Genomic DNA, 22,089 nt, shown 5'->3' with positions numbered 1-22,089 from the left:
CATAGTGCCCGTGGCGAGGTGCCTGCGTCGTGCGATCCGTCCGATACGCTGCGGTCACGGCTTGCGACGGGAAGAGGGTGAGGGGATGGCGGGCGGCGACATCGATGCTCTGCTGCGGGTCACCTCGCCCACCTACCGCGGACAGTCGCCCCCCGACATCGCGTTCGGCACCTACGACGGCGCCGTCGGCAGGATGGTGCTCGCGGTGTCCGGCAAGGGCCTCGTGGCGTGCAGCTACGACGACGAACACGTCGTCTTCGAGCGGGTGTCCCGGCACGTCGGCACGTTCATCGGCCCCGACGCCCGCCGGCTCGACCCGGTGCGCCGGGAGCTCGACGCCTACTTCTCCGGCCGGCTGCGCGCCTTCGCCACACCGGTCGACCTGGCCCTCGCCACGCCGTTCGCGCGCACGGTGCTGCAGAAGACGATGGCGGTTCCCTACGGCACGACGGCCACCCTCGACGCGATCGCCGAGCGCATCGGCCGGCCGCGCGCGCTGCGGGCGGTCGGCAACGCGCTCAGCTCCAACCCGGTGTGCGTGGTGGTGCCCTGTCACCGCGTCGTCCCGGGCGACGGCGCGCTCGGCGACTACGCCGGAGGCACCGCCGCCAAGCGCCACCTGCTCACCGTCGAGACGCGCGCCCTCGCCTGAACACCGCGCCGCCCTGAACGCCGCGCCGTTCTGAACATCGCGCCGCCCTGAAACACCGCGCCGTTCTGAACATCGCGCCGCCCTGAAACACCGCGCCGGGCTGGTCGTTAGCGTCGGCGGGAGCGGGCGACCACGCCCACCGCCAGCGTCACGAGCGCCGCCACCAGGGCCGCGCCGAGCGCGCCGTTCATCCACGGCTGCCGGGTGAAGCCGATCGCGTCGCGCACCGCCCCCCACAGGGCGTCCCACTGCCCGACGGTCGGCGTCGAGGTGGTCAGCCAGTACGCGGCGAAGCCCAGGGCCCAGGGCAGCAGCATGGACCAGCGGGCCGGCGCGTCCTCCGCGGTGTTCCACCCGAACGCGCCGCCGAGCACGAAGTAGTCGACGGCCAGCACCGCGAACATCGGCACGAACACCGCCCCGATCACGCTGAGGAAGGCCCCGTAGGACGTCACGTTCACGAGCAGCGCGATGCCGATCGTCAGCACGCCCACCGCGATGGAGAAGACCCTCCGGTCCACCCGCGGCATGAGGTTCTGCAGCGACACGGTGGTGGAGTAGACGTTCGCGAACGACTGGTCGGTCTCCCGCAGCACGAGGACGGCGAAGAACAGCGCGCCGAGCGGCGCCGCGACGAACGGCCCGAACACCGCCGTGCTGTCGGCGCTCACCGCGGCCGACCCGGCGATGGCCACCGCGTAGACGCCGAGGCCGAGGCAGGCCACCTGGGCCAGCGTGTAGCCGCCGACCACACCGGTGAACGCCGCCGTGCTCGACCTGGAGTGCCGGGCGAAGTCGGCGGCGAGCGGCACCCAGGAGACCGACAGCGCGATCACGTAGTCGACGGCCGGCGCGAAGGCCGCCCACGAGCCGCCGGTCTCCGGTTGCGCCGTGCCCAGGAAGTCCACGGCGAACCAGATCATCGCGACGACGACGGCGATCGTCACGTAGCGGCGCAGCACCCGTACCGCGCCGAGCGGCCAGATGCTCAGCGCGGTCGTGAGTACCCCGGCCACGATCACCCACACGGCGTACGGCACCGTGGGGCCGAAGATGGCGCTCGCGCCCATGGCGATCACCCAGAGCTCGAAGGCGCCCCAGCCGACCATCTGGACGATGTTGAGCACGGTCGGGATGTACGACAGCCTCGCCCCGAACAGGCCGCGCAGCAGGACCATCGCCGGCTGCCCGGTCTGCGTGCCGGGCACGGCCGCCACGCCCACCATGGCCGTGCCGATCAGGCTGCCGACGAGCGCGGCCGTCAGGGCGGCCGCCAGGCTCAGCGGGGCGTCGCCGAGCGGGTTGATCAGGAACAGCGCTCCCGAGAAGCCCAGGAGGCTGACGCCGAGGTTGGCCCACAGGGCGCCCTGGTCGAGCAGCCCGAGGGTCTTGGGGGGTTCTCCTTCGAGGGTCAGCGGAACCTCGTCGGCGACGTGCGCCATCGCACTCTCCCTACGCCGGCATTACCCGGACAGGTTCATGCGGTCGGCAGCGGCGGTAGCTGCCCTCTCAGCCCGGTTGCCCCGAGCTCCCGCGGGTGTGTGTATCGCCCGAATTATGACACTAGATCGAGTTTGTCACTAGTCAGGCGACAAAGGGAGGTTGGCCCGTCTCGCTGACCATCGGCCTGCGGACGAACTCCCACGACTGCATGCCGCCACCGACGTTGACCGCCTCGCGTCCCAGGTGGTTCAGCCAGGCCGCCACCTGCAGCGACCGGCCGCCGGACCGGCAGACGACGTAGACCTTGCGATCCTCCGGCACCTCGGCGACCCGGCCCTGGATCTCCGACATCGGGATGTGCACCGCCTCGGGAGCGTGACCGGCCACCCACTCCTCGCGCTCGCGCACGTCGAGCAGGAAGGCGTCGGCGGGGACCTGGTTGGCCTCGATCTCAGGAACCGTCATGTGTCCATCATCTCGCGCCCGCGGTCGTAGGCGGCACGGGCGGCCGCGATCTCCCCCTGGTGCTCCTCGGGCCAGGTGACCAGCGCCTTGATCGTTTCGTGCAGGGTACGGCCGAGCGGCGTGAGCGCGTAGTCCACCCGGGGCGGCACGACCGGCGACGCGGTCGAGGATCTGGCGGACCTCGCAGCCCTCTCGGGTGTCCCACTGCCGGACGTCGTAGGCGTCGTCGGCCTCGGTGCCGCTCATTTGAGCAGACGGGACAACCGCCGGTCGGCGAGGGGTTTGCCGCCCGTCTGGCAGGTGGGGCAGTACTGCAACGAGGAGTCGGCGAACGACACCTCCCGGATCGTGTCGCCGCACACGTCGCAGGGCTGCCCAGCCCGGTTGTGCACCCGCAGCCCCGACTTCTTCTCCGCCTTGAGGTCCTTGGCCGCCAGCCCGTGGGCCCGCTCGACCGCCTCGCGCAGGGTGGTGACGATGGCCTCGTGCAGGTCGGCGATCTGCGCGTCGGTGAGCGTGGCGGCGATCTTGAACGGGGACATCCGGGCCACGTGGAGCACCTCGTCGGAGTAGGCGTTGCCGATGCCCGCGATGATCTTCTGGTCGCGCAGCAGGCCCTTGATCTGGGTGCGGTTGCCGCCGACGATGCGCTTGAGCGCGTCGACGGTGAAGGCGTCGTCGAGCGGGTCGGGGCCGAGGGCCGCGATGCCCGGCACGGTGTCGGGATCTTTGGTGACGTGGACGGCGAGGCGCTTCTGTGTGCCCGCCTCGGTCAGCTCGAACCCCGGCGCGAGCCCCGCGTCGTCGGGCGCGAACCGCACGCGCACGGCGAGTGGGCCCTTGCCCGGGCGGACCGGCTTGGCGCCCGACAGGTCGTCGCGCCAGCGCAGCCACCCGGCCCGCGCCAGGTGGATCACCAGGTGCAGCCCGTCGCAGTCGAGGTCGAGGAACTTGCCGTGCCGCGCCACGCCGGTGACGGTCAGCCCGCCGAGCGCGCCCACCGGCGGGTCGAACGTCTTGAGTGCCTGGATCGCGAGCACGTCGACCGCCAGGACCGTGCGGCCCACCGCCCGCTCCCGCAGGAAGGCGGTCAACGACTCGACTTCGGGAAGTTCCGGCATGTCACCAGGGTACGGGTCGGCCTCGGCAATCCACAGCCTGTGGACCGTCGGCGACGACGTGCCGTCAGGGCACGTCCCAGAACGCCAGCTCGTGCCGCATCCCCTCGACGAACAGCGCCTCCGCCCGCGCGGGGTCCGGGGCCGCCTCGTCGATCATCTCCCCGATCCGCGCGGCCAGCGCCGCGAAGCCCGGGTCGGCGTAGGTGTCCACCCAGGCGCGGTACCGCGGCTCGGCGGGCGGGTTCTCCGCCAGCTTCCCGCCCAGCATCGAATAGCCCCACATGCAGGGATAGAGGGCTGCCAGCCCCTCCCCGTAGTCCGTGGCCGACTCCAGCAGGAACGCCGTGTACGCCGCGCAGGCCGGGCCCTTGCGCGCCCCCTCCAGGTCGGCCCCGAACTCGGCCGACATCGACCGGTGCAGGTCCAGCTCGTCGTGGAACGTCGCGTGGGCCAGGTCCACCAGGTCGCCCACGTGCCCGTCGGGCGCCTGCCAGGCCAGCCGCGCGAACACCCGCACGTAGTCGAGCAGGAACAGGTAGTCCTGCTCCAGCCACGACCGGAACACCGGCTCGGGCAGGTCGCCCCGCCCGATGCCCACGACAGTGGGATGGGCGAGCTGCTCCCTCAGCAGCGGAAGACCGACGGCGTGCAACTTCTCCGAAAGACCCATGAGGGCACGTTAATGTCAAAACCATGACTGTGACGATCGCCGAGGAACTCCTGCTCCTCGCCCTCACCGAGGACGACGGCAAGCTGCTCATCTCCGGCACGCAGCTCGACCCGGCGCTGGCCGGGGCGATCCTGGCGGAGCTGGCCGTCAACGAGCGGATCGAGCTGTCGGCGAAGAAGGTGTCCGTCCGCGACGCCACCCCCCTCGCGGACGCGGAGCTCGACGCGACCCTGGCCCGCATGGCTGAGGAGCGCAAGGAGCGCAAGCCCGTCTGGTGGGTGCAGAAGCTCTACTCCGCCAAGCTCCGCAACCGCCTGCTGACCAGGCTCGCCGACACCGGGGTGCTGAGCGAGCAGCGCGGCAAGGTGCTCGGCGTCTTCCCCACCACCCGCTGGCCGGAGCTCGACGGCAGCGTGGAGGCGCAGGTCAGGGAGCGCGTGGCGGGCGCGCTCGCGGGCACCGACCCCGACCCGCGCACCGCCGTCCTCATCGCCCTCATGCGCGCCGCCAAGCTCGACAGGAAGGCGTTCCCCGGGGCGGACAAGAAGCGGATCAAGGAGATCGCCGAGGGCGCCTGGGCGGCCGACGCCGTCGCCCAGACCATCGCGGCGATCAACTCGGTGGTGGTGACGGCCTCGATCGCCGCCACCGCCGCCGCCGTGGGAGGCGGCAGCGGCTGACGCAGAGCGCGGGCAGGCGCACGGCCCGCCCGCTGGGCCCTGCGGGAACGGCCCAGCGCGCCCGCGCGCCCCGGTGGAGCCGCCTCAGCTCGCGTCGAGGATGTCCTTCGGCACCGGCTTGTCCTCCTTGAGCGCGTCGAACAGCCTGGTCGCCCTGGCCCGGTCCCACTTGACGGCCGTGCCGCCGCCCGCGATCTCGCTGCCGCCGAACGGCACCACCGTGGTCACCGGGCTGTCGCCCATCGCCAGGCCCAGCGACAGCATGTCGAACGCGCCCGTGCCGTCGTCGACCGTGACCGCCTCGGTGGCGCTCATGGCCAGCGGGATCGAGGTGAACGGATTGATCAGCACGCCGGGGCTGGCGGCCTTCTTCACCACGGCGCCGAGGAACTGGCGCTGGCGCTTGGTGCGCTCGAAGTCGGGCAGCGCGCCGCCCTTGCGGGTGCGCACGTAGCCGAGCGCCTGGCCGCCGTCGAGGACCTGGCGGCCCTTCTTCAGCTTGAGCCCGGCCTTGGGGTCGTCCACGGCCGCCCGTACGTCGATCTCGACGCCGCCGACCGCGTCCACGATGCCCACGAAGCCCGCGAACCCGATCTCCATGTAGTGGTCGACGTGCACGCCGGTGACGGTCTCGACCGTCTGGGCCAGCAGCCGCGGCCCGCCGATCGCGTAGGCGGCGTTGAGCTTGTTGCGTCCCTTGCCGAAGACGGTGACCGCCGAGTCGCGCGGGAGGCTGACCAGCGTGGGCCTGTCGCCGCCCTCGGGGATGTGCAGCAGCATCATCGAGTCGGTGCGCTGCCCGGCCGAGCGGCCGGTCGCGAGCTTGCGGCGCTGGGCGGCCGACAGGCCCTTGCGGCTGTCGGAGCCGACGAGCAGCCAGTTGGTGCCCGAGGTGTCGGCGGGGCGGCCCTCGTAGTCCTCCAGCACGCCCTCGATGCCGGCCAGCCGCGAGTCGATCCACAGGAACATGCCGACGGCCGCCACGAGCAGCACCGCCAGGACAGCCGCGACGATCTTCGCGATGGTCCTGCCGGACGGTCTGCGACCAGGCCCCTTCGGCCGGCCCTGCGCCGGCGGCCGGGGACCGGAGGGCGGCGCCGCGGCCGGCGGCTCGCCCTTCGACGACCTGAGCGGCCTGACGGGGCCGTTGCCGGAGCGCTGCCTGCCGTACACGCGCGAACTCCCCCGGGGCGGCTCGCCCGCGGCGGCGGAGGCGCCTCCGGGACCGGCCGCCGGTGTCGCCGGGAGCTTGGCGGTCGGCGCCGCGGCGCCCCCGGCAGGCGGCACCGGGGGGCGCTGGTGCGCGGGCGCCCCGCCGGACAGCGGGCCGCCGTCGTGCCTGGGAGGCAGCGGGCGTCCGTCTCCTGGCGAGCGCATGGCCCGCGTCCGGTCGTCCTCAGACACTTCCCTCTACTTCCCCTCGGTTGCCGTAAACGCTACGTCCATCCCTTGACCATTGCAGAGGTGTTGCCAAGCTTTTCCCACGGAAAAGTACGCACAACCGACGCACGGTCCCCCCGGAAACATAGAGGCGGCGGCGGTCGTTAGCGTTGTGGACCACTTCTATGGAAGGGATGATCGTGTCCACTCCGGACCCTTGGAGTAGCGGCCCGTGCGCGAGCACGGGTACCCCTGCGAGCTCACCGTGGTGAGCGCCTATATGGGCCTCCTGGCCCTCCTCCTTCTCACCGCCGCGACGGGCTACTTCGTCGCCCAGGAGTTCGCCTTCGTGGCCGCCGACCGTGGCGTGCTGCGCGAGCAGGCCGCGGCCGGCGACAAGGCCGCCGAGAAGGCCCTGCGGGTGGCCTCCCGCCTGTCGTTCATGCTCTCCGGCGCCCAGCTCGGCATCACCGTGACGGCGCTGCTGGTGGGCTTCCTGGCCGAGCCCGCCATCGCGACCCTCGTCCGCCCCTGGCTGGTGGACGCCGGGCTGTCCGGCGGCGCCGTGACGGGTGTCTCCGTCGCCGTCGGCGTCTTCCTCGCGACCGTCGTGCAGATGGTGCTGGGCGAGCTGGCCCCCAAGAACCTCGGCATCGCCAGGCCGGAGCAGGTCGCCAAGTCCCTCGCCGGCTCGACGCTCGCCTACCTGGCCGTGGTCGGCCCCGTGGTGCGCCTGTTCGACTCGGCGGCCACCGGGCTGCTGCGGCGCGTCGGCATCGAGCCGGTCGAGGAGGTCGAGCACGGCGCGACCCCCGAGGAGCTGTCCCGGATCATCGCCGAGTCGACCCGGGCCGGCGAACTGCCGCCCCGGCTGTCGGAGCTGCTGGAGCGGGCGCTGGAGTTCGGCGACCGCATCGCCGAGGAGATCATGGTTCCGCGCCCGCGCGTCGTCGTGCTGCGCGACTCCCAGCCGATCTCCGACCTCATCGGCGTGATGCGCGAGTGCGGCCACTCCCGCTATCCCGTCCTCGCCGCCGACGGCGACGTCGCCGGCATGGCCGGCGTGCGCGAGCTGCTGTCGTCCGGCGTGGACGACGGGTGGGAGGACCGGCCGGTGCGCGACATCATGCGTCCCGCCCGCCTGGTGCCCGACTCGCTGCCGCTGCCGGCCGTCCTCGACGAGATGCGCTCGGCGGGCGACGACATCGTCTGCGTCATCGACGAGTACGGCGGGCTGGCCGGGGTCATCACCATCGAGGACCTGGCCGAGGAGCTCGTCGGCGAGCTGGTCGACGAGAACGACCCCGAGCCGGCCGGCGTGGTAGAGCGGCCCGGCGGCGCCTGGGACGTGCCCGGCAGCCTGCGGCTCGACGAGGTCGAGCGGGCCACCGGTGTCGCGCTGCCCGAGAGCGACGACTACGACACGCTGGCCGGGCTGGTGCTGGCGCGGCTGGGCCGCATGCCGGACGAGGGCGACAAGGTCGTCGTGCCCACCACGCCCGAGACCGATCCGTTCGCCGAGGACGAACATGAGCACCTGGCCGAGCTGACCGTCCTGTCGCTCAACCGCCGGGTGCCCGAATGGGTGCGGCTGGCGCCGCTACAGCACGCGGAGGCCGCCCGATGACGCTGCTCATCCTGTTCAGCCTGGCGCTGCTGGCGCTGAACGCCCTGTTCGTGGCGGCCGAGTTCGCCTTCGTCAGCTCACGCAGGCACCGCCTGGAGGAGATGGCGAGCGGCGGCAACCGCCTGGTGCGGCTCACCGCCAAGTCCGCCGTGGGCGGCTCACGGCAGCTCTCGCTCATGCTGGCCGGCGCGCAGCTCGGCATCACGCTGTGCACGCTGATCCTCGGCCAGGTCACCGAGCCCGCGATCGAGCACTCCCTGGAGCCGGTCTTCGCCGCCGTCGGCGTGCCGGAGCAGCTCCGGATGCCGATCGCGCTCACGCTCGCGCTGGCCCTGGTGACGTTCCTGCACATGGTCATCGGCGAGATGGCGCCCAAGTCGTGGGCGCTCACCCACCCCGAGCGCGCCGCCCTGCTGCTGACGCTGCCGTTCCGGGCGTTCGTCACGGTGATGCGGCCGCTGCTGTCGGCGCTGAACGGCCTGACGAACGTGATCCTGCGCCTGTTCGGCGTGCAGCCGCGCGACGAGCTGGCCACCACCAGGACGCCGCGCCAGCTCGCCATGCTGGTGGGCGAGTCGGGCCGGATGGGACTGCTCGACCGCGAGGAGCACGACCTGCTGACGCGGGCGCTGCGGCTGCAGGCCGAGGGCATCGAACGGCTGATGGTGCCGATCGGCGAGGCCGTCATCGTGCCGCCGTCGGCCGACGCCGCCCACATCAGGCGGGTCGCGCGTGACAGCGGCCACCTGCGGCTGCTCGTCGGCGACCCCGGCGACGTCAGGGGCGTCCTGCACGCCCGCGACGCGCTGCTCCAGCCCGCCCGTACGGCGGGCGACCTGGCCCGCCAGGCGCCCAGGCTGGCGTGCGTCACGCAGGTGCCCGAGGCCGTGACGGCCCTGCAGGAGGCGCGGGCGCACGTGGCCCTGGTCACCGGCCAGGACGGCGCGGTCATCGGCCTGGTGACGCTGACGGACCTGATCGGCGAGCTGCTCGACACGCGCGCGAAGGCGGCGTGACCGGACTGTGATGCGCCCGGCGCCCGGCACGAGGCGCCGGGCGCAGCCGGGTGGAGCGCCGAATGTGGCCAAGAACACACCCACCGGCCGGGCCCGGCGTCGGCCGGGAGCAAGCCGGCCGCAACCGGCCCGGCGTAGGACTGGTCCCGTGGGTACGGGCCCGGCACTTGGGTTGTGGAAAAGAACAAGCCCCGGCTCTTGCGAACCGGGGCTTCCTTCGTCAGTGTGGGTCTGCCGATTTCACCGGAGACCGAGGTGGGCGAGGAGGGATTTGAACCCTCACGTCCTTTCGGACACACGGACCTGAACCGTGCGCGTCTGCCGTTCCGCCACCCGCCCTTGTGGGTGCGGAGAAACAGTAGCACGGAACAGCCGGTGCCACTGAACCCGGATACGATCGCATAAGACACGGGAGCGGAGGGGCTGGGCGAGCGCCGACGAGCGCCGAGCCGGCCGCGTCGTGGGACGAGCGGGTCGGGCGCGCGAGCGCCCGGAGCCGCGATCATATGCACGGAGGAAGGGAGGTACCCGGTGGGAGTCCTTCAGCGCTTCGAGCGAAGGCTCGAAGGCTTGGTTGAGGGGGCCTTTGCGCGGGCGTTCAAATCTGACCTTCAGCCGGTCGAGGTCGCCAGCGCGGTTCAGCGTGAGATGGACGAGCGGGCGGCGATCGTCGCCCAGGGTCGCACGCTCGTGCCCAACGACTTCGTGGTGGAGCTGTCGACGACCGACAGCGAACGGCTTGAGGTCTACACCGACAGCATCAGCCACGAGCTGGCCAACCTCGCCAGGGAGTACGCCAAGGAGCAGGGCTACTCCTTCGTGGGACCGGTCCGGGTCCGTTTCGAGACCGCCTCCGACCTGGCCGTGGGGTTGTTCCGCATCAGGTCCGGCGTCATCCGCGGCGCGACGGTCGAGCAGGACGAGATCCGCCAGCCGGCGAGCGACCTGCCTCCGTCCCGGCCCAACGCCTTCGGCGGGCGGCCCAGGCTGCTCGTCTCCACCCAGGACGACCCGCAGGGTGACCGCTCCTACGAGCTGACCACTCCGGTGACCCTGCTCGGCAGGGGCACCGACTGCGATCTTCGTCTGGTCGATCCCGGCGTCTCCCGCCACCACGCGGAGCTGCGCGTCGAGGGTCAGCAGGTCCTCCTCGTCGACCTGGGATCGACCAACGGCACTTTCGTCAACGGCCAGCCGGTACGCAGTATCGAGCTCCAGAACGGCACGCGAGTGACCCTGGGGCGTACGACACTGGTGTTCCGGCGCGATTAGGGGTAGACAAACGGTCCATGTCCGAGCTCACGCTGCTGCTGATCCGGCTCGCCTTCCTGGCGGTGCTGTGGTTCTTCGTCATTGCCGCAGTCGGCGTGATCCGGACAGACTTGTTCGGGTCACGAACGGCTTCCGCGGGTCCACGAAAAGCCGCGAAACCCGCCAAACCGGCGGCGAAGCCGAAGAACAAGAAGAACGAGCCACGCCAGCTCGTCGTGACAGGTGGCCCGCTGCAGGGCACCACCATTAACCTCACGGAGACGCCCATCACCATTGGCCGGGCCAATGACGCCACGCTGGTGGTCACCGACGACTACGCCTCCAGCCGGCACGCCCGGCTCTTCCCTCAGGACGGTCAGTGGATCGTGGAAGATCTCGGTTCGACCAACGGCACATATCTCGACCGCTCGAAAGTCACCCGCCCGACACCGGTGCCGCTCGGAGTTCCGATCCGCGTCGGCAAGACAGTCATTGAATTGCGCAAATGACCATCGCACTCCGCTACGCCGCCCGCTCGGACGTCGGCCTCCTCCGCGAAGGGAACGAGGACTCGGCGTACGCCAGCGGCCGCCTGCTCGCCGTCGCCGACGGCATGGGCGGGCACGCACACGGCGAGGTGGCGAGCTCCGTCGCCATCGCCGCAATGGCCTCCCTCGAAGAGGTCCAACCGGGCGGTGATCTGCTCAACGCCATCGAGGCCGCGGTACGCGACGCCAACCGCAGGCTGCACGAGATGGTCGGGCGGGACCCCAGCCTCAAGGGCATGGGCACCACGCTCACCGCCATGCTCTGGCACGGCACCCAGGTGGCCCTGGTGCACGTCGGCGACTCGCGCGCCTACCTGCTCAGACGCGGGGAGCTCTACCAGATCACCCACGACCACACGCTGGTGCAGCAGTTGGTCGACGACGGGCGCATCACCCCCGAGGAGGCGGCGACACACCCGCAGCGCTCGATCCTGCTGCGGGCGCTCGACGGCAGCGGCGAGGTCGATCCCGATCTCACGCTGCGCGAGGCGCAGATCGGCGACCGCTACCTGCTGTGCTCCGACGGCCTGTCGGGCGTGGTGAGCGCGGAGACGCTGCACGCCACGCTGACCAACATCGACGACCCCGAAGAGGTCGTCCGGCAGCTCATCGACCTGGCCAACCGGGGCGGCGGGCCCGACAACATCACCTGCGTCCTGGCCGACGTGCTGGAGATCGCCGAGGGGCAGCAACCCCCGGCCGAGGCCGCGGTCGTCGGCGCCGCAGGGATGAACCGCCTGCATCCGGCCCCTCCCGACGCCCCGCCGGGGCAGGCGGGCGCGGTGACCGCGCCGCAGCCGGTGATCCCCGACGACGACGGCTACGACGAGCCCGGCGCGCGCGCGGCGCGGCGGCCGGCCAAGCGCCGCCGCGTGTGGCCCGTGCTCGCCTCGGTGCTGGGGGTCGGCATCGTCGCCGTGGGCGTCGGCGGCTACTTCGGCTGGCAGTGGACCCAGGAGAAGTTCTTCGTGGGCGTCACGGGCGGCGAGGTGGTGGTGTTCCAGGGCATCCGGCAGGAGGTCGGCCCCTTCCAGTTCTTCCAGGTCGCCCAGCGCACCGGCAGGCCCCTGTCCCAGCTCTCCGAGCCCGACCAGGCGCTGATCAAGGACGGCATCGAGGTCACGAGCGTCGCCGAGGGCCTCACCAAGATCAACGGCATGGCGGTCACGCCCGAGAAGAAGGCCGCACCGGCCGCCAGCGCGTCGCCGAGCCCCAGCACCACGAAGACGAAGCCCTAGAGACGCTGGAGAGCGACCGCAGAGATCCCGCAGAGCCCGTAGACCCCGCAGAGACAAGGCCACAGACCCTGAAGCCCCGGATGAGCAGCCCCAGATGACCGATGTGACAGACTCCCCCGTCCTCATGCCCGCCAAGCGGCGCGTGGCGCAGCTCGGCATGCTGGCGTTCGCTGTGGGCATCATCATGCTCGCCTACGCCAACGTGGGGCTCGCCGTGGACGGCCAGGTCCCCGCGGGCATGCTGACCTACGGACTGAGCCTGGGCGGGCTGATGCTCGTCGCCTACCTGGTCCTCGCCAAGTTCGCCCCGTGGGCGGACCCGCTCATCCTCCCTCTCGTGACGCTGGTCAACGGCATCGGCCTGGTGATGATCTACCGGCTGGAGCTCACCGGCGTGGACAAGGCGGCCTCGGCCACCAACCAGATCATCATGACCGGCGTGGGCATCGTGCTCTTCACCGTGACGCTGGTCCTGCTGCGCGACCACCGGACGCTGCAGCGGCTCACCTACACCGCAGGGCTGATCGGTCTGGTCCTGCTCGTCTCACCGCTGATCCCGGGCCTCGGCCGCGAGTTCTTCGGCGCGCGCATCTGGATCAGCCTGTTCGGCTTCACCATCCAGCCCGCCGAGTTCGCCAAGCTCGCGCTCTCCGTCTTCTTCGCCGGCTACCTGGTTGCCAAGCGCGACGTCCTGGCGCTGGCCGGCCGGCGGCTGCTCTTCATCGACCTGCCACGGGCCCGCGACCTCGGCCCCATCCTCATCACCTGGGGCGTCAGCCTGGGCGTGCTGGTCCTGCAGAAGGACCTCGGCTCCTCGCTGCTGCTGTTCGGCACGTTCATCGTGATGCTCTACATCGCGACCCAGCGCACGTCGTGGGTGCTGATCGGCATCCTGCTCTTCGTCGGCGGCGCGTTCATGGCCGGTCAGCTCTTCAGCCACGTCGGCGACCGGTTCGAGATCTGGCTCAATCCGGAGAGCCAGGCGTTCTACGATCGTGAGATCGGCGGCAGCTACCAGATCATGCAGGCGCTGTTCGGGTTCGGCAACGGCCAGATCCTCGGCACCGGGCTCGGCCAGGGCCACCCCGAGCTGATCCCGCTGGCCTACTCCGACTTCATCTTCGCCGCCATCGGCGAGGAGCTCGGGCTCACCGGCGTGATGGCGATCCTCATGATCTACGCGTTGATCGTCCAGCGCGGCCTGCGCACCTCGCTCGCGGCCCGCGACCCCTTCTCCAAGCTGCTGTCGGGCGGCCTGTCCTTCCTGCTGGCCTGGCAGCTCTTCATCATCGTCGGCGGCGTGACCAACCTCATCCCGCTCACCGGCCTGGTCACCCCGTTCATGTCCCAGGGCGGTTCGGCCCTGCTCGCCAACTGGATCCTGATCGCCCTCCTCGTACGCACCTCGGACGCGGCCCGGCAGCCGCCGCCCCAGGCGATCCAGAACGAAGGAATGACGCAGGTGTTCCAGCGATGAACAGCACGCTCAAGCGAGTGGCCGTGGCCTGCCTGGCCATGTTCGCGCTGCTCATGGTCAACGCCAACTACCTCCAGGCGGTGCGCGCCGAGAACCTGTCCGAGGACCCCCGCGACCAGCGCAACTTCTACGAGCGTTACGCGGTGCAGCGAGGGCGGATCACGGCGGGCGGCAAGGTGATCCTCGCCCAGTCCAAGGAGACCGACAGCACCCGCTTCAGGTTCGTCCGCGAGTACCCCGAGGGCAAGCTCTACGCCCACATCACCGGTTTCTTCTCCCCGGAGAGCGCGGACGCGATCGAGGCGAGCAAGAACAAGCTGCTCGACGGGTCCAGCTCCGACCTGCTGCTGCGCCGCAGCATCGACCTGTTCACCGGTGAGGCCACCAGGGGCGCCAACGTCGACCTCACCATCGACCCGCGGGCCCAGAAGGCCGCCTACGACGCGCTGCGGCAGAGCGGCAAGCGGGGCGCGCTGGTGGCCCTCGACCCCAGGAGCGGCGCGATCCTCGCGATGGTGTCGCTGCCCACCTACGAGCCGGCCGAGCTGTCGGGCACCGACAAGGGCAAGGTGTTCACGCGCTACGACGAGCTGGCCAAGCAGGAGGGCCAGCCGCTGCTCAACCGCACCATCCGCCAGACCTACGCGCCCGGCTCCACGTTCAAGGTGGTGACCGCGGCGGCGTTCCTGGAGGACGACGACTCCCGCGGCCCCACCACCACCGTCCAGGCGCCGCAGCGGCTGCCGCTGCCCGGCACCACCATCAGCCTGCCCAACTACGGCGGCGCCGCCTGCGGCGCCGGCCAGGTGCCGCTGGTCTTCGCGCTGGAGAAGTCCTGCAACACGCCGTTCGGCGACATCGGCATCAAGCTCGGCTACGACAAGATGCGCGAGCAGACCGAGAAGTTCGGCATGGGCCTGGACCTCGAGGTGCCCATGACCGTGGCGAAGAGCGACTTCGGCGAGGAGGAGGACAAGGCGGGGCTCGCCATGTCCGCCATCGGCCAGCGCAGCGTCCGGATGACGCCGCTGCAGATGGCCATGATCGCCGCCGGCATCGCCAACGACGGCACGGTGATGAAGCCCTACCTCGTCAACAAGGTCACCGACAGCCAGGGCGACAACATCGAGGAGGCCGACCCCGACGAGCTCAGCGAGGCGGTCAGCCCCGAGACGGCGGCCAAGCTGCGCGAGATGATGGTCAGCGTCGTCAACAACGGCACGGCCAACCTCGCGCAGATCCCCGGCGTGCAGGTCGGCGGCAAGACCGGCACCGCCGAGACCAGCGACGGCAAGCCGCCGCACGCGTGGTTCATCTCGTTCGCCCCGGCCAACGATCCGAAGATCGCGGTGGCGGTGATCGTGGAGTCGGGCGCCGCCCGGGTGGGCGCCGAGGCGACCGGTGGCGGCACCGCCGCGCCGATCGCCAAGCAGGTGATGGAGGCGGTGCTCAAGTGATTGACGGTAACGTGCTGAATCATGCGGCTCGGTAACCGCTACCTTCTGCTCTCCCGCATCGCCACGGGCGGTATGGGAGAGGTCTGGCGTGCCCGCGACGAGCTGCTGGGCCGCGAGGTGGCGGTCAAGACGCTGCGCAGCCACATCCACGCCGACCCGTCGTTCCGCGAGCGTTTCCGCAACGAGGCCCGCATCACCGCCGCGCTGACCGACCCCGGCATCGCCCAGATCTACGACTACGGCGAGCAGAGCGACGGGGCCTACCTCGTCATGGAGCTCGTGCACGGCGAGTCGCTGTCGGCCATCCTGGCGCGCAACGGCTCGCTGGGGCCCGACGTGACGCTGGACGTGCTCCACCAGACGGCCAAGGCGTTGCACGCGGCCCACTCCTCCGGCGTGGTCCACCGCGACATCAAGCCCGGCAACCTGCTCGTCACGCCCGAGGGCACGATCAAGGTGACCGACTTCGGCATCGCCCGCGCCCTGGAGGCCGCGCCGGTGACGCAGGCGGGCACCGTGCTCGGCACCGCCCAGTACGTCAGCCCCGAGCAGGCCCAGGGCCTGCCGCTCACACCCGCCACCGACCTCTACTCCCTGGGCATCGTGGCCTACGAGTGCCTGGCGGGGCGCACGCCGTTCCAGGGCGACAGCCAGGTGGCCATCGCGCTGCGACACCTCAACGAGCAGCCGCCGCCGCTGGGCGTCGACGTGCCGGCTCCGGTGCGGGAGTTGGTCAAGGCGCTGCTGGCCAAGGACCCTGCCGCGCGGCCGGGGTCGGCGCGGGAGCTGGCCGACCGGGCGTACGTGCTGCGCGAGACGCCGGCCGACGCCGGGCGGAGCTCCGACCTCAGCATGCTCACCGACCCGGCGGGGTTCCGCGTCCACGAGCCGCGGGCGGATTCCGCCGAGGGCGAAGCGCTCGCCGCGGGCGGCCTGCCCGAGACGGCGGCGACCCGGGCCGGCGCCTCCGGCGGCACCCCGACGCGGGCGGCCGGCGGCGGGGCCGCCCGGCACGTCCCCCGGCGGCGGGGCAGGGGCGTGCGGGTGCTCGCGTCGCTGGTCGCCACCGCCGGCTGCCTGGCCGTCGTCGGCCTCGGCGCCATGACGCTCACCCAGCAGCAGTTGCCCGCCCGGCCGCCGGATGTGGCCGAGCCCAGCGGATCGTCCGCGCCACCGCCGACGACCCGGGAGCCACGGCCCGCCAAGACCAAGACACGCACCCGGCGGCCCCCGGTGGTTCCGGTGAAGTCGCAACGGCCGGTACCCTCACGGTCGGCTACCGTTACAAGGTCGGCGACCCCCACCCGGAAGCCGACCCCGAAACCCACCCCGTCCGCCCCGACCCCGACCCCGACACCGACCCCCACGCCACCAACCACAACGCCAACTCCGACAACGAGCGCCTCACCTGACCCGGGCGACACAAACCCGCCGAAGGGAGAGACGTGATGTGTCATGGGGTCGATGATGGACAGCGGCGGCCCACGCGCGAGGCCGTACCCAAGATGAACGGTAAGGGACAGTGCAGGAAATGACTCAGCCTCGGCGACTCGGAGGTCGTTACGAGCTCGACGGTGTCGTCGGGCGCGGCGGCATGGCCGAGGTGTATCGCGCCCGAGACATCCGGCTGGACCGCATAGTCGCGATCAAGACCCTTCGGTCCGACCTGGCGCGTGATCACACCTTCCAGGCCAGGTTCCGCCGGGAGGCGCAGTCGGCGGCCTCACTCAACCACCCCGCGGTGGTCGCCGTCTACGACACCGGCGAGGACGTCACCGACGGCGCTCCCGTGCCCTACATCGTCATGGAGTACGTCGACGGCCGCACGCTGCGCGACCTGCTGCGCCAGGACCGGCGGCTGCTGCCCGAGCGCGCGGCCGAGCTGGTCGACGGCATCCTGCGTGCCCTCGACTACAGCCACCGCGGCGGCATCGTGCACCGCGACATCAAGCCGGCCAACGTCATGATCACCCGCGCCGGCGACGTCAAGGTCATGGACTTCGGCATCGCCCGGGCGATGGCCGACTCGGCCGCGACCATGACGCAGACCGCGCAGGTGATCGGCACCGCCCAGTACCTGTCTCCCGAGCAGGCGCGCGGTGAGCGGGTCGACGCCCGCAGCGACATCTACTCCACCGGCTGCGTGCTCTACGAGCTGCTGACGGGCCAGCCGCCGTTCACCGGCGACTCGCCGGTCGCGATCGCCTACCAGCACGTCCGCGAGGAGCCGATCCCGCCGTCGCAGATCGACCGCGACATCCCGGCGTGGTGCGACGCGATCGTGCTCAAGGCCATGGCCAAGGACCCGGCGCATCGCTACCAGAGCGCCGCCGAGATGCGGGCCGACATCCAGCGCGCGATGTCCGGCATGCCGGTCGACGCCCAGACCACGGCGATGAACGGCACCTACGGGCCCGGCACGCGCATGATGACCTCGACGCAGGGGGCGGCCGGTCCGGCCACGCAGCGCACCACCACCGTGCCCGCGTACGAGTACGACGACGGCCAGGGCGGCGGCCGCGGGGGCCGGCGCCGGGCCGACAACGGCGGCAACAAGGCGCTCAAGACGGCCGCCTGGATCATCGTGCCGTTGCTGATCATCGGCGCGTTCATCGGCATCGGCTACACCTTCCTCAACTCGAGCGGCACCCCGGCCGACCAGTCCGTCAAGATCCCGTCGCTCGCCACGCAGACCGAGAAGGCCGCGGTGGCCGAGCTGGTGGCGCTGGGGCTGAAGGCCGAGGTGGTCAAGGAGTTCAGCGCCGAGGTCGACAAGGGCACAGTGATCAAGACCGACCCCGCCGACGGCACCGACGTGGACAAGGGCTCCACGGTCAAGGTGTTCGTCTCCCAGGGGGCGGAGAAGGTCAAGGTGCCCGACGGGCTCATCGGCCTGGCGCCCGAGGACGCCAGGGCGATCCTCGAGGAGGCCGGTCTGACCGCCACGATCAGCACCAAGACCTCCAGCAAGCCGCAGGGCAAGGTCATGGAGACCGACCCCGCGGCGGGCGAGAACATCGAGAAGGGCGGCAAGGTCACGCTGTTCGTGCCCAAGGAGCTGTCCGCGGTGCCGTCCGTGATCGGGCTGACCCAGGGCGACGCGTCCAAGCTGCTCAAGGCGTCCGGGTTCAAGGTTAAGGTCGTCCCCCAGACGAGCGACCAGCCGGAGGGCACCGTCATCCAGCAGAACCCCGGCGAGGGCACCAAGCTGGCCCCCGGCATGACGATCACCATCGTGGTGTCGAAGGGTCAGGAGCTGACGACCCCCACGGAGTTCCCGACCGACCAGCCCGACCCGACGCAGCCGACCGATGACCCGCAGTTGCCGACCGAAGAGCCGACGCAGGACGTCCCGATCGAGGACGACGACCTGGGCTGACGCAGGCATGACGAAGGGCCGTTCCCGCGCGGGGGCGGCCCTTCGTCATGAGCGGCCGCGCCGCCGGGCCGCCCGTGCGGGCCGGAACGTGAAACGCCCCCGCCGCTCGGGGGCAACGGCGGGGACGTTCGTACGTGTGTCGTCGGGGGCGAAGCGGGCGTTACACGATCCCGGTCAACCAGTTGGCGAGCAGCCGGTGGCCGTGCTGCGACAGCACGGACTCGGGGTGGAACTGGACGCCCTCGATGGGCAGGTCGCGGTGGCGCAGCCCCATGACGATCCCGTCGGCGGTGCGGGCGGTGATGTGCAGCTCGGGCGGCACGGTCTCGGGACGCACGGCGAGGGAGTGGTAGCGGGTCATCCGCACCGGGGACGGCAGCGTGGCGAACACGCCCTTGCCGTCGTGGGTGACGTCGCTGGTGTGGCCGTGGACCAGCTCAGGCGCCCGCGAGACGACGGCGCCGTAGGCGACGGCGATGGCCTGGTGGCCGAGGCAGACGCCGAGCAGCGGCAGGCGGTGCCGGGCGGCGTGGTGGACGAGGGGGACGCTGACGCCGGCCGCCTCGGGAGTGCCGGGACCGGGGCTGATGAGGACGCCGTCGAAGCTGTCGGCGTCGGACACCACGACCTCGTCGCGGGGGCGCACGTCGCAGGTGGCGCCCAGCTCACGCAGATATTGCACGATGGTGTGGACGAAGCTGTCGTGGTTGTCCACCACCAGCACGGCGGTCATCGGGTTACGGTCACCTCGTCGAGCGTCACCACGGGTTCGAGGAGCGGGAACAGGCCATACCAGAGTACGGCCGCCGCGACGGCGACCAGCACGGAGGCCGTCAGGAGCCTGACGACGGTGTTGCCCGGCAGCCTGCGCCAGAGCCAGCCGTACATGTGATCATTCCTCTCTCAGCTCGGTCCTGGCGAGCACGCCGTGCACGATGAGCCGCTGGGCGGCCGAGTATTCGGGGTGGCAGGTGGTCAGGGTGATGGCGGCCTTGCGCGGCTCGCGTCCCGGCTTGCCGGGCACGGGTGCGACCACCTCCAGCGCCGTCGGCTGGACGACGCGCTGCCGGGTGACGCGGTAGGTGTAGCGCGCCTCACGGGCCTCGACGACGATCTCGTCGCCGGGGTCGAGCTTGTCGATCTCGTTGAACGGCGCGCCGTAGGTGGTGCGGTGGCCGGAGACGACGAAGTTGCCGATCTGGCCGGGCAGGGCGGTGCCGGGGTAGTGGCCCGGCCCCTTCTTCAGGTGCTCGGGGCTGACGCCTTCGATCACGGCGTACCGGTAGTCGGCGCCCAGCCCGGGGATGCGCAGCAGTGCCACGGCCCCGCCCAGCCGGACCTTGCCGAGACGCCTCTCCTCCGCCAGCCGCGGCCCGCCCGCCATCTCGCGGGCGAGCTCCTCCTGTAGGAGCGGCTGCTGGCGATCGGTGTAGGCGCCGGTGCCCCAGAGCAGGTAGGCGCAGAACAGCAGCAGTATCAGGCCCGCGGTGATGCTCAACTCGCCCACGGTCCGCAATGTGGCCCTCACCCTAGGTAGCGTAAGCGGGGTCTGAGCACCTGCGGGGGATCGCCAGGACGTGCGCGTGGCGACTATCCTGGGGCCCGCTTCATTTACGCTTAACGAAGAGCCTGTGGACGATCCGGATGCCCAGGCCCCCAGCAGGAGTGGTCCAAGTGCCCAAGTCGAAGACGCGGAAGAAGGCGGTCTACACCCCGCCGCAGAAGTCGCAGCAGGTCAAGGTCAGCCCCCGCTGGCTGGCGCCGACCATGGTGGCGGCCTGGATCATCGGCATCCTGTGGATCGCCGCCTGGTACGTCGCCCCCAACGCGCCGTTCCTCGGTGACCTCGGCCAGTGGAACCTGCTCATCGGGTTTGTTTTCATCATCTTCGGTGTGGTGCTTTCCACCCGCTGGCGTTAGTTCTTTCCACAGCTTTTTCCACACCCTGGGGAATCAGGCCAGCGAGGCCAGGATGGCCCCCGACCTGACGAAGACGAGCGCCAGCAGGATGGCCAGCGCTCCCACGAGCGCTGCCACCTGCCAGAGGGTCCGGTTGCCCTTGGGGGCGTAGGCCAGGGCGGCGGCCAGGGCCGCGCCGGTCACCAGGCCACCGATGTGCCCTGTCCAGCTGATGCCGGGGACCACGAACGTGATCAGCAGGTTGAGGCCGATGAGCATGGCGATGCCGCGTACGTCCATGTTCAGCCGGCGGCTCACCACGAAGATCGCGCCGAAGAGGCCGAAGATGGCGCCCGACGCCCCGACCGTCGGCTGGTTCAGCGGGTCGAACCACATGCCGAGCGTCGCACCGCCCAGCGCGCTCAGCACGTACAGGGCCAGGTAGCGGACGTGTCCGAAGGCGCGCTCCAAGTAGGGGCCCACGACGTAGAGCGCCCAGCTGTTGAACAGGATGTGGAAGACGCTGCTGTGCACCACGGCCGCGGTGACCAGCCGGTGATACTCGCCCAGCGCCACCCCGGCGGGCCACATCGCCAGCTCGCGGGTGACGCGGTCGCCGATCAGGAACTCGGCGCCGAAGACGAGCACGTTGATCGCCAGAAGGGTCCACGTCACGTAGGGCGTGCCGACCACCGAGCCGCCGAAGGCCGACTTCGCCTGGCGGATGCCCTTGTTGCCCTCGGCCACGCACTCGGGGCACTGGAAGCCGACGGCCGCGTCGCGCATGCAGTCGGGGCAGATCGGGCGATCACAGCGCTGACAGCGGACCCAGGTCTCCCGGTCGGGGTGCCGGTAGCACGTCGGCACCGCTTCCGCGGGCTGCTCTGGGGGCAGGGGCGAACTGGGCGGCTGGCTGGTCATGCCCGCAGCCTAATTCCTCGCACCCCCTGCCGCGTCCGCCCGTTCCACGGCCCGACGCACGCGTTCACGCCCCTGAGTCGCCCCACGCCCGATCAGCGCGAGGCGGGCGGGCCGCCGCGGGTGGCGGGCCGACGCCGCGGGTGGCGGGCCGACGCCGCGGGTGGCGGGCCGACGCGGCAGGGAGGGTGCGGGTGGCGGGCGGACGCCACGGCCCGCCCCCGCCGCGGTCGAGGTCAGCCCTGGACGCGGTCGATGGTGACCGACTGGATCACCACGTCCTCGACCGGCCGGTCGCCCCGCGCGGTCGGCGTCTTGGCGATGGAGTCGACGACGTCCTGCCCCTCGACGACCTCGCCGAAGATCGTGTGACGCCCGTTGAGGTGCGGCGTCGGGACGACCGTGATGAAGAACTGCGAGCCGTTGGTGCCCTTGCCGAAGCGGATGCCGGCGTTGGCCATGGCGAGCAGGTAGGGACGGTTGAAGTAGAGGTCGGGGTGGATCTCGTCGTCGAACTCGTAGCCGGGGCCGCCGACGCCCTGGCCGAGCGGGTCACCGCCCTGGATCATGAAGCCGGAGATCACCCGGTGGAAGATGGTGCCGTCGTAGTAGCGGTTGGTGCTCTTCTCGCCGGTGCCCGGGTGGGTCCACTCGCGGGCGCCCTCGGCGAGCTCCACGAAGTTGCGCACCGTCTTGGGAGCCTGGTTGGGGAAGAGTTCGACCTTGATATTGCCGTGATTGGTCTGCAGGTTTGCGATCAGCTTCTCAGCCACGAGACAGCTGCCCCCCTCTATGTACAGGGTTGTTTGTGCTCTTTCGATGCGAATGGCCGTTCGGCCGCCGCCCCTCATCCTCCCACGGCGGCCGT

The 22,089-nt window shown here is 71.1% G+C and carries 23 protein-coding genes, 1 tRNA gene and 1 riboswitch; of the genes, 12 read left to right on the top strand and 12 right to left on the bottom strand.

The window, feature by feature from the left end:
- Positions 1-61 precede the first annotated feature (61 nt).
- On the top strand, positions 62-652 hold the full coding sequence (locus FHU36_RS13860) for a methylated-DNA--[protein]-cysteine S-methyltransferase (protein WP_246502038.1): 591 nt from the start codon (positions 62-64) through the stop codon (positions 650-652).
- 107 nt (positions 653-759) lie between these two features.
- Here the strand turns inward: FHU36_RS13860 and FHU36_RS13855 are convergent, their stop codons facing one another.
- The 5 genes from FHU36_RS13855 to FHU36_RS13835 form a co-directional block, all read right to left on the bottom strand.
- On the bottom strand, positions 760-2,094 hold the full coding sequence (locus FHU36_RS13855) for a purine-cytosine permease family protein (RefSeq protein ID WP_185084101.1): 1,335 nt from the start codon (positions 2,092-2,094) through the stop codon (positions 760-762).
- A riboswitch (TPP riboswitch) is annotated at positions 2,085-2,197 on the bottom strand. (Overlaps the previous gene by 10 nt.)
- Before the next feature lie 39 nt (positions 2,198-2,236).
- The gene (locus tag FHU36_RS13850) at positions 2,237-2,560 is read right to left on the bottom strand and encodes a rhodanese-like domain-containing protein (protein ID WP_185084100.1); all 324 of its coding nucleotides are present in this window, start codon (positions 2,558-2,560) and stop codon (positions 2,237-2,239) included.
- Positions 2,557-2,709 (bottom strand): winged helix-turn-helix transcriptional regulator, encoded by a 153-nt coding sequence (locus FHU36_RS44355; protein WP_312891573.1) that lies wholly within the window; start codon positions 2,707-2,709, stop codon positions 2,557-2,559. Before FHU36_RS44355 ends, FHU36_RS13850 begins: the two co-directional genes overlap by 4 nt.
- 93 nt (positions 2,710-2,802) lie before the next feature.
- Positions 2,803-3,681, bottom strand: coding sequence for an Fpg/Nei family DNA glycosylase (locus FHU36_RS13840; protein ID WP_185084099.1), 879 nt, complete (start codon positions 3,679-3,681; stop codon positions 2,803-2,805).
- Positions 3,682-3,745: 64 nt separating this feature from the next.
- Positions 3,746-4,351: a TenA family protein gene (locus tag FHU36_RS13835; protein WP_185084098.1), complete on the bottom strand. Its 606-nt coding sequence runs from the start codon at positions 4,349-4,351 to the stop codon at positions 3,746-3,748.
- A gap of 23 nt (positions 4,352-4,374) precedes the next feature.
- On the opposite strand from FHU36_RS13835, the gene FHU36_RS13830 reads away from it, so the two are divergent.
- Positions 4,375-5,031, top strand: a complete 657-nt coding sequence (locus FHU36_RS13830) for a GOLPH3/VPS74 family protein (protein ID WP_185084097.1) — start codon at positions 4,375-4,377, stop codon at positions 5,029-5,031.
- A gap of 84 nt (positions 5,032-5,115) precedes the next feature.
- Here the strand turns inward: FHU36_RS13830 and FHU36_RS13825 are convergent, their stop codons facing one another.
- Positions 5,116-6,435 carry an LCP family protein gene (locus tag FHU36_RS13825; RefSeq protein ID WP_312891572.1) on the bottom strand — a complete coding sequence of 440 codons (1,320 nt, stop codon included), beginning with the start codon at positions 6,433-6,435 and terminating at the stop codon, positions 5,116-5,118.
- A gap of 256 nt (positions 6,436-6,691) precedes the next feature.
- Between FHU36_RS13825 and FHU36_RS13820 the strand changes: the two genes are divergently transcribed.
- Together FHU36_RS13820 and FHU36_RS13815 are read left to right on the top strand one after the other, a co-directional pair.
- The gene (locus FHU36_RS13820) at positions 6,692-8,038 is read left to right on the top strand and encodes a hemolysin family protein (protein ID WP_185084801.1); all 1,347 of its coding nucleotides are present in this window, start codon (positions 6,692-6,694) and stop codon (positions 8,036-8,038) included.
- Positions 8,035-9,054 (top strand): hemolysin family protein, encoded by a 1,020-nt coding sequence (locus FHU36_RS13815; RefSeq protein ID WP_185084096.1) that lies wholly within the window; start codon positions 8,035-8,037, stop codon positions 9,052-9,054. The genes FHU36_RS13820 and FHU36_RS13815 overlap by 4 nt, the downstream gene beginning before the upstream one ends.
- Before the next feature lie 256 nt (positions 9,055-9,310).
- Here the strand turns inward: FHU36_RS13815 and FHU36_RS13810 are convergent.
- Positions 9,311-9,393: transfer RNA gene (locus FHU36_RS13810), tRNA-Leu, on the bottom strand.
- A gap of 192 nt (positions 9,394-9,585) precedes the next feature.
- Here FHU36_RS13810 and FHU36_RS13805 point away from each other — a divergent pair.
- From FHU36_RS13805 to pknB, 7 genes are all read left to right on the top strand, one after another.
- Entirely contained in the window at positions 9,586-10,326 is a 741-nt protein-coding gene (locus tag FHU36_RS13805) for an FHA domain-containing protein (RefSeq protein WP_101787431.1), read from the top strand.
- A gap of 17 nt (positions 10,327-10,343) precedes the next feature.
- A complete protein-coding gene (locus tag FHU36_RS13800) occupies positions 10,344-10,814 on the top strand; it encodes an FHA domain-containing protein FhaB/FipA (RefSeq protein WP_185084095.1) in 471 nt (156 codons plus the stop codon).
- Positions 10,811-12,091: a Stp1/IreP family PP2C-type Ser/Thr phosphatase gene (locus tag FHU36_RS13795; protein ID WP_185084094.1), complete on the top strand. Its 1,281-nt coding sequence runs from the start codon at positions 10,811-10,813 to the stop codon at positions 12,089-12,091. Before FHU36_RS13800 ends, FHU36_RS13795 begins: the two co-directional genes overlap by 4 nt.
- A gap of 94 nt (positions 12,092-12,185) precedes the next feature.
- Complete coding sequence (locus FHU36_RS13790) at positions 12,186-13,568, top strand: FtsW/RodA/SpoVE family cell cycle protein (protein ID WP_246502037.1); 1,383 nt, start codon at positions 12,186-12,188, stop codon at positions 13,566-13,568.
- Entirely contained in the window at positions 13,565-15,025 is a 1,461-nt protein-coding gene (locus FHU36_RS13785) for a peptidoglycan D,D-transpeptidase FtsI family protein (protein ID WP_185084093.1), read from the top strand. Before FHU36_RS13790 ends, FHU36_RS13785 begins: the two co-directional genes overlap by 4 nt.
- Before the next feature lie 21 nt (positions 15,026-15,046).
- A complete protein-coding gene (locus tag FHU36_RS13780) occupies positions 15,047-16,474 on the top strand; it encodes a serine/threonine-protein kinase (protein ID WP_185084092.1) in 1,428 nt (475 codons plus the stop codon).
- A gap of 82 nt (positions 16,475-16,556) precedes the next feature.
- Positions 16,557-18,404, top strand: coding sequence for a Stk1 family PASTA domain-containing Ser/Thr kinase (pknB, locus tag FHU36_RS13775; RefSeq protein WP_185084091.1), 1,848 nt, complete (start codon positions 16,557-16,559; stop codon positions 18,402-18,404).
- A 160-nt stretch (positions 18,405-18,564) separates the two neighbouring features.
- Here pknB and FHU36_RS13770 read toward each other — a convergent pair whose 3' ends face one another.
- From FHU36_RS13770 to FHU36_RS13760, 3 genes are read right to left on the bottom strand one after another with little or no spacing between them, the layout of a single operon-like run.
- Positions 18,565-19,137 carry an anthranilate synthase component II gene (locus FHU36_RS13770; RefSeq protein ID WP_185084090.1) on the bottom strand — a complete coding sequence of 191 codons (573 nt, stop codon included), beginning with the start codon at positions 19,135-19,137 and terminating at the stop codon, positions 18,565-18,567.
- The gene (locus FHU36_RS13765; protein ID WP_185084089.1) at positions 19,134-19,292 is read right to left on the bottom strand and encodes a hypothetical protein; all 159 of its coding nucleotides are present in this window, start codon (positions 19,290-19,292) and stop codon (positions 19,134-19,136) included. The genes FHU36_RS13770 and FHU36_RS13765 overlap by 4 nt, the downstream gene beginning before the upstream one ends.
- Positions 19,293-19,296: 4 nt before the next feature.
- A complete protein-coding gene (locus tag FHU36_RS13760) occupies positions 19,297-19,911 on the bottom strand; it encodes a class E sortase (RefSeq protein ID WP_312891571.1) in 615 nt (204 codons plus the stop codon).
- Positions 19,912-20,078: 167 nt separating this feature from the next.
- Here FHU36_RS13760 and FHU36_RS13755 point away from each other — a divergent pair, with 167 nt between their 5' ends.
- Positions 20,079-20,324, top strand: a complete 246-nt coding sequence (locus FHU36_RS13755) for a cell division protein CrgA (protein ID WP_101787440.1) — start codon at positions 20,079-20,081, stop codon at positions 20,322-20,324.
- Positions 20,325-20,357: 33 nt separating this feature from the next.
- Here FHU36_RS13755 and FHU36_RS13750 read toward each other — a convergent pair whose 3' ends face one another.
- Positions 20,358-21,224, bottom strand: coding sequence for a rhomboid family intramembrane serine protease (locus FHU36_RS13750; RefSeq protein ID WP_185084087.1), 867 nt, complete (start codon positions 21,222-21,224; stop codon positions 20,358-20,360).
- Between the two features lie 233 nt (positions 21,225-21,457).
- Positions 21,458-21,994 carry a peptidylprolyl isomerase gene (locus FHU36_RS13745; protein ID WP_312891570.1) on the bottom strand — a complete coding sequence of 179 codons (537 nt, stop codon included), beginning with the start codon at positions 21,992-21,994 and terminating at the stop codon, positions 21,458-21,460.
- Positions 21,995-22,089: the final 95 nt, after the last annotated feature.

It is taken from the genome of Nonomuraea muscovyensis (genome assembly GCF_014207745.1).
GTDB classification, from domain to species: domain Bacteria; phylum Actinomycetota; class Actinomycetes; order Streptosporangiales; family Streptosporangiaceae; genus Nonomuraea; species Nonomuraea muscovyensis.
Note: the sequence above shows the minus strand (reverse complement) of the source record. Positions and strands in the feature narration are given on the sequence as shown.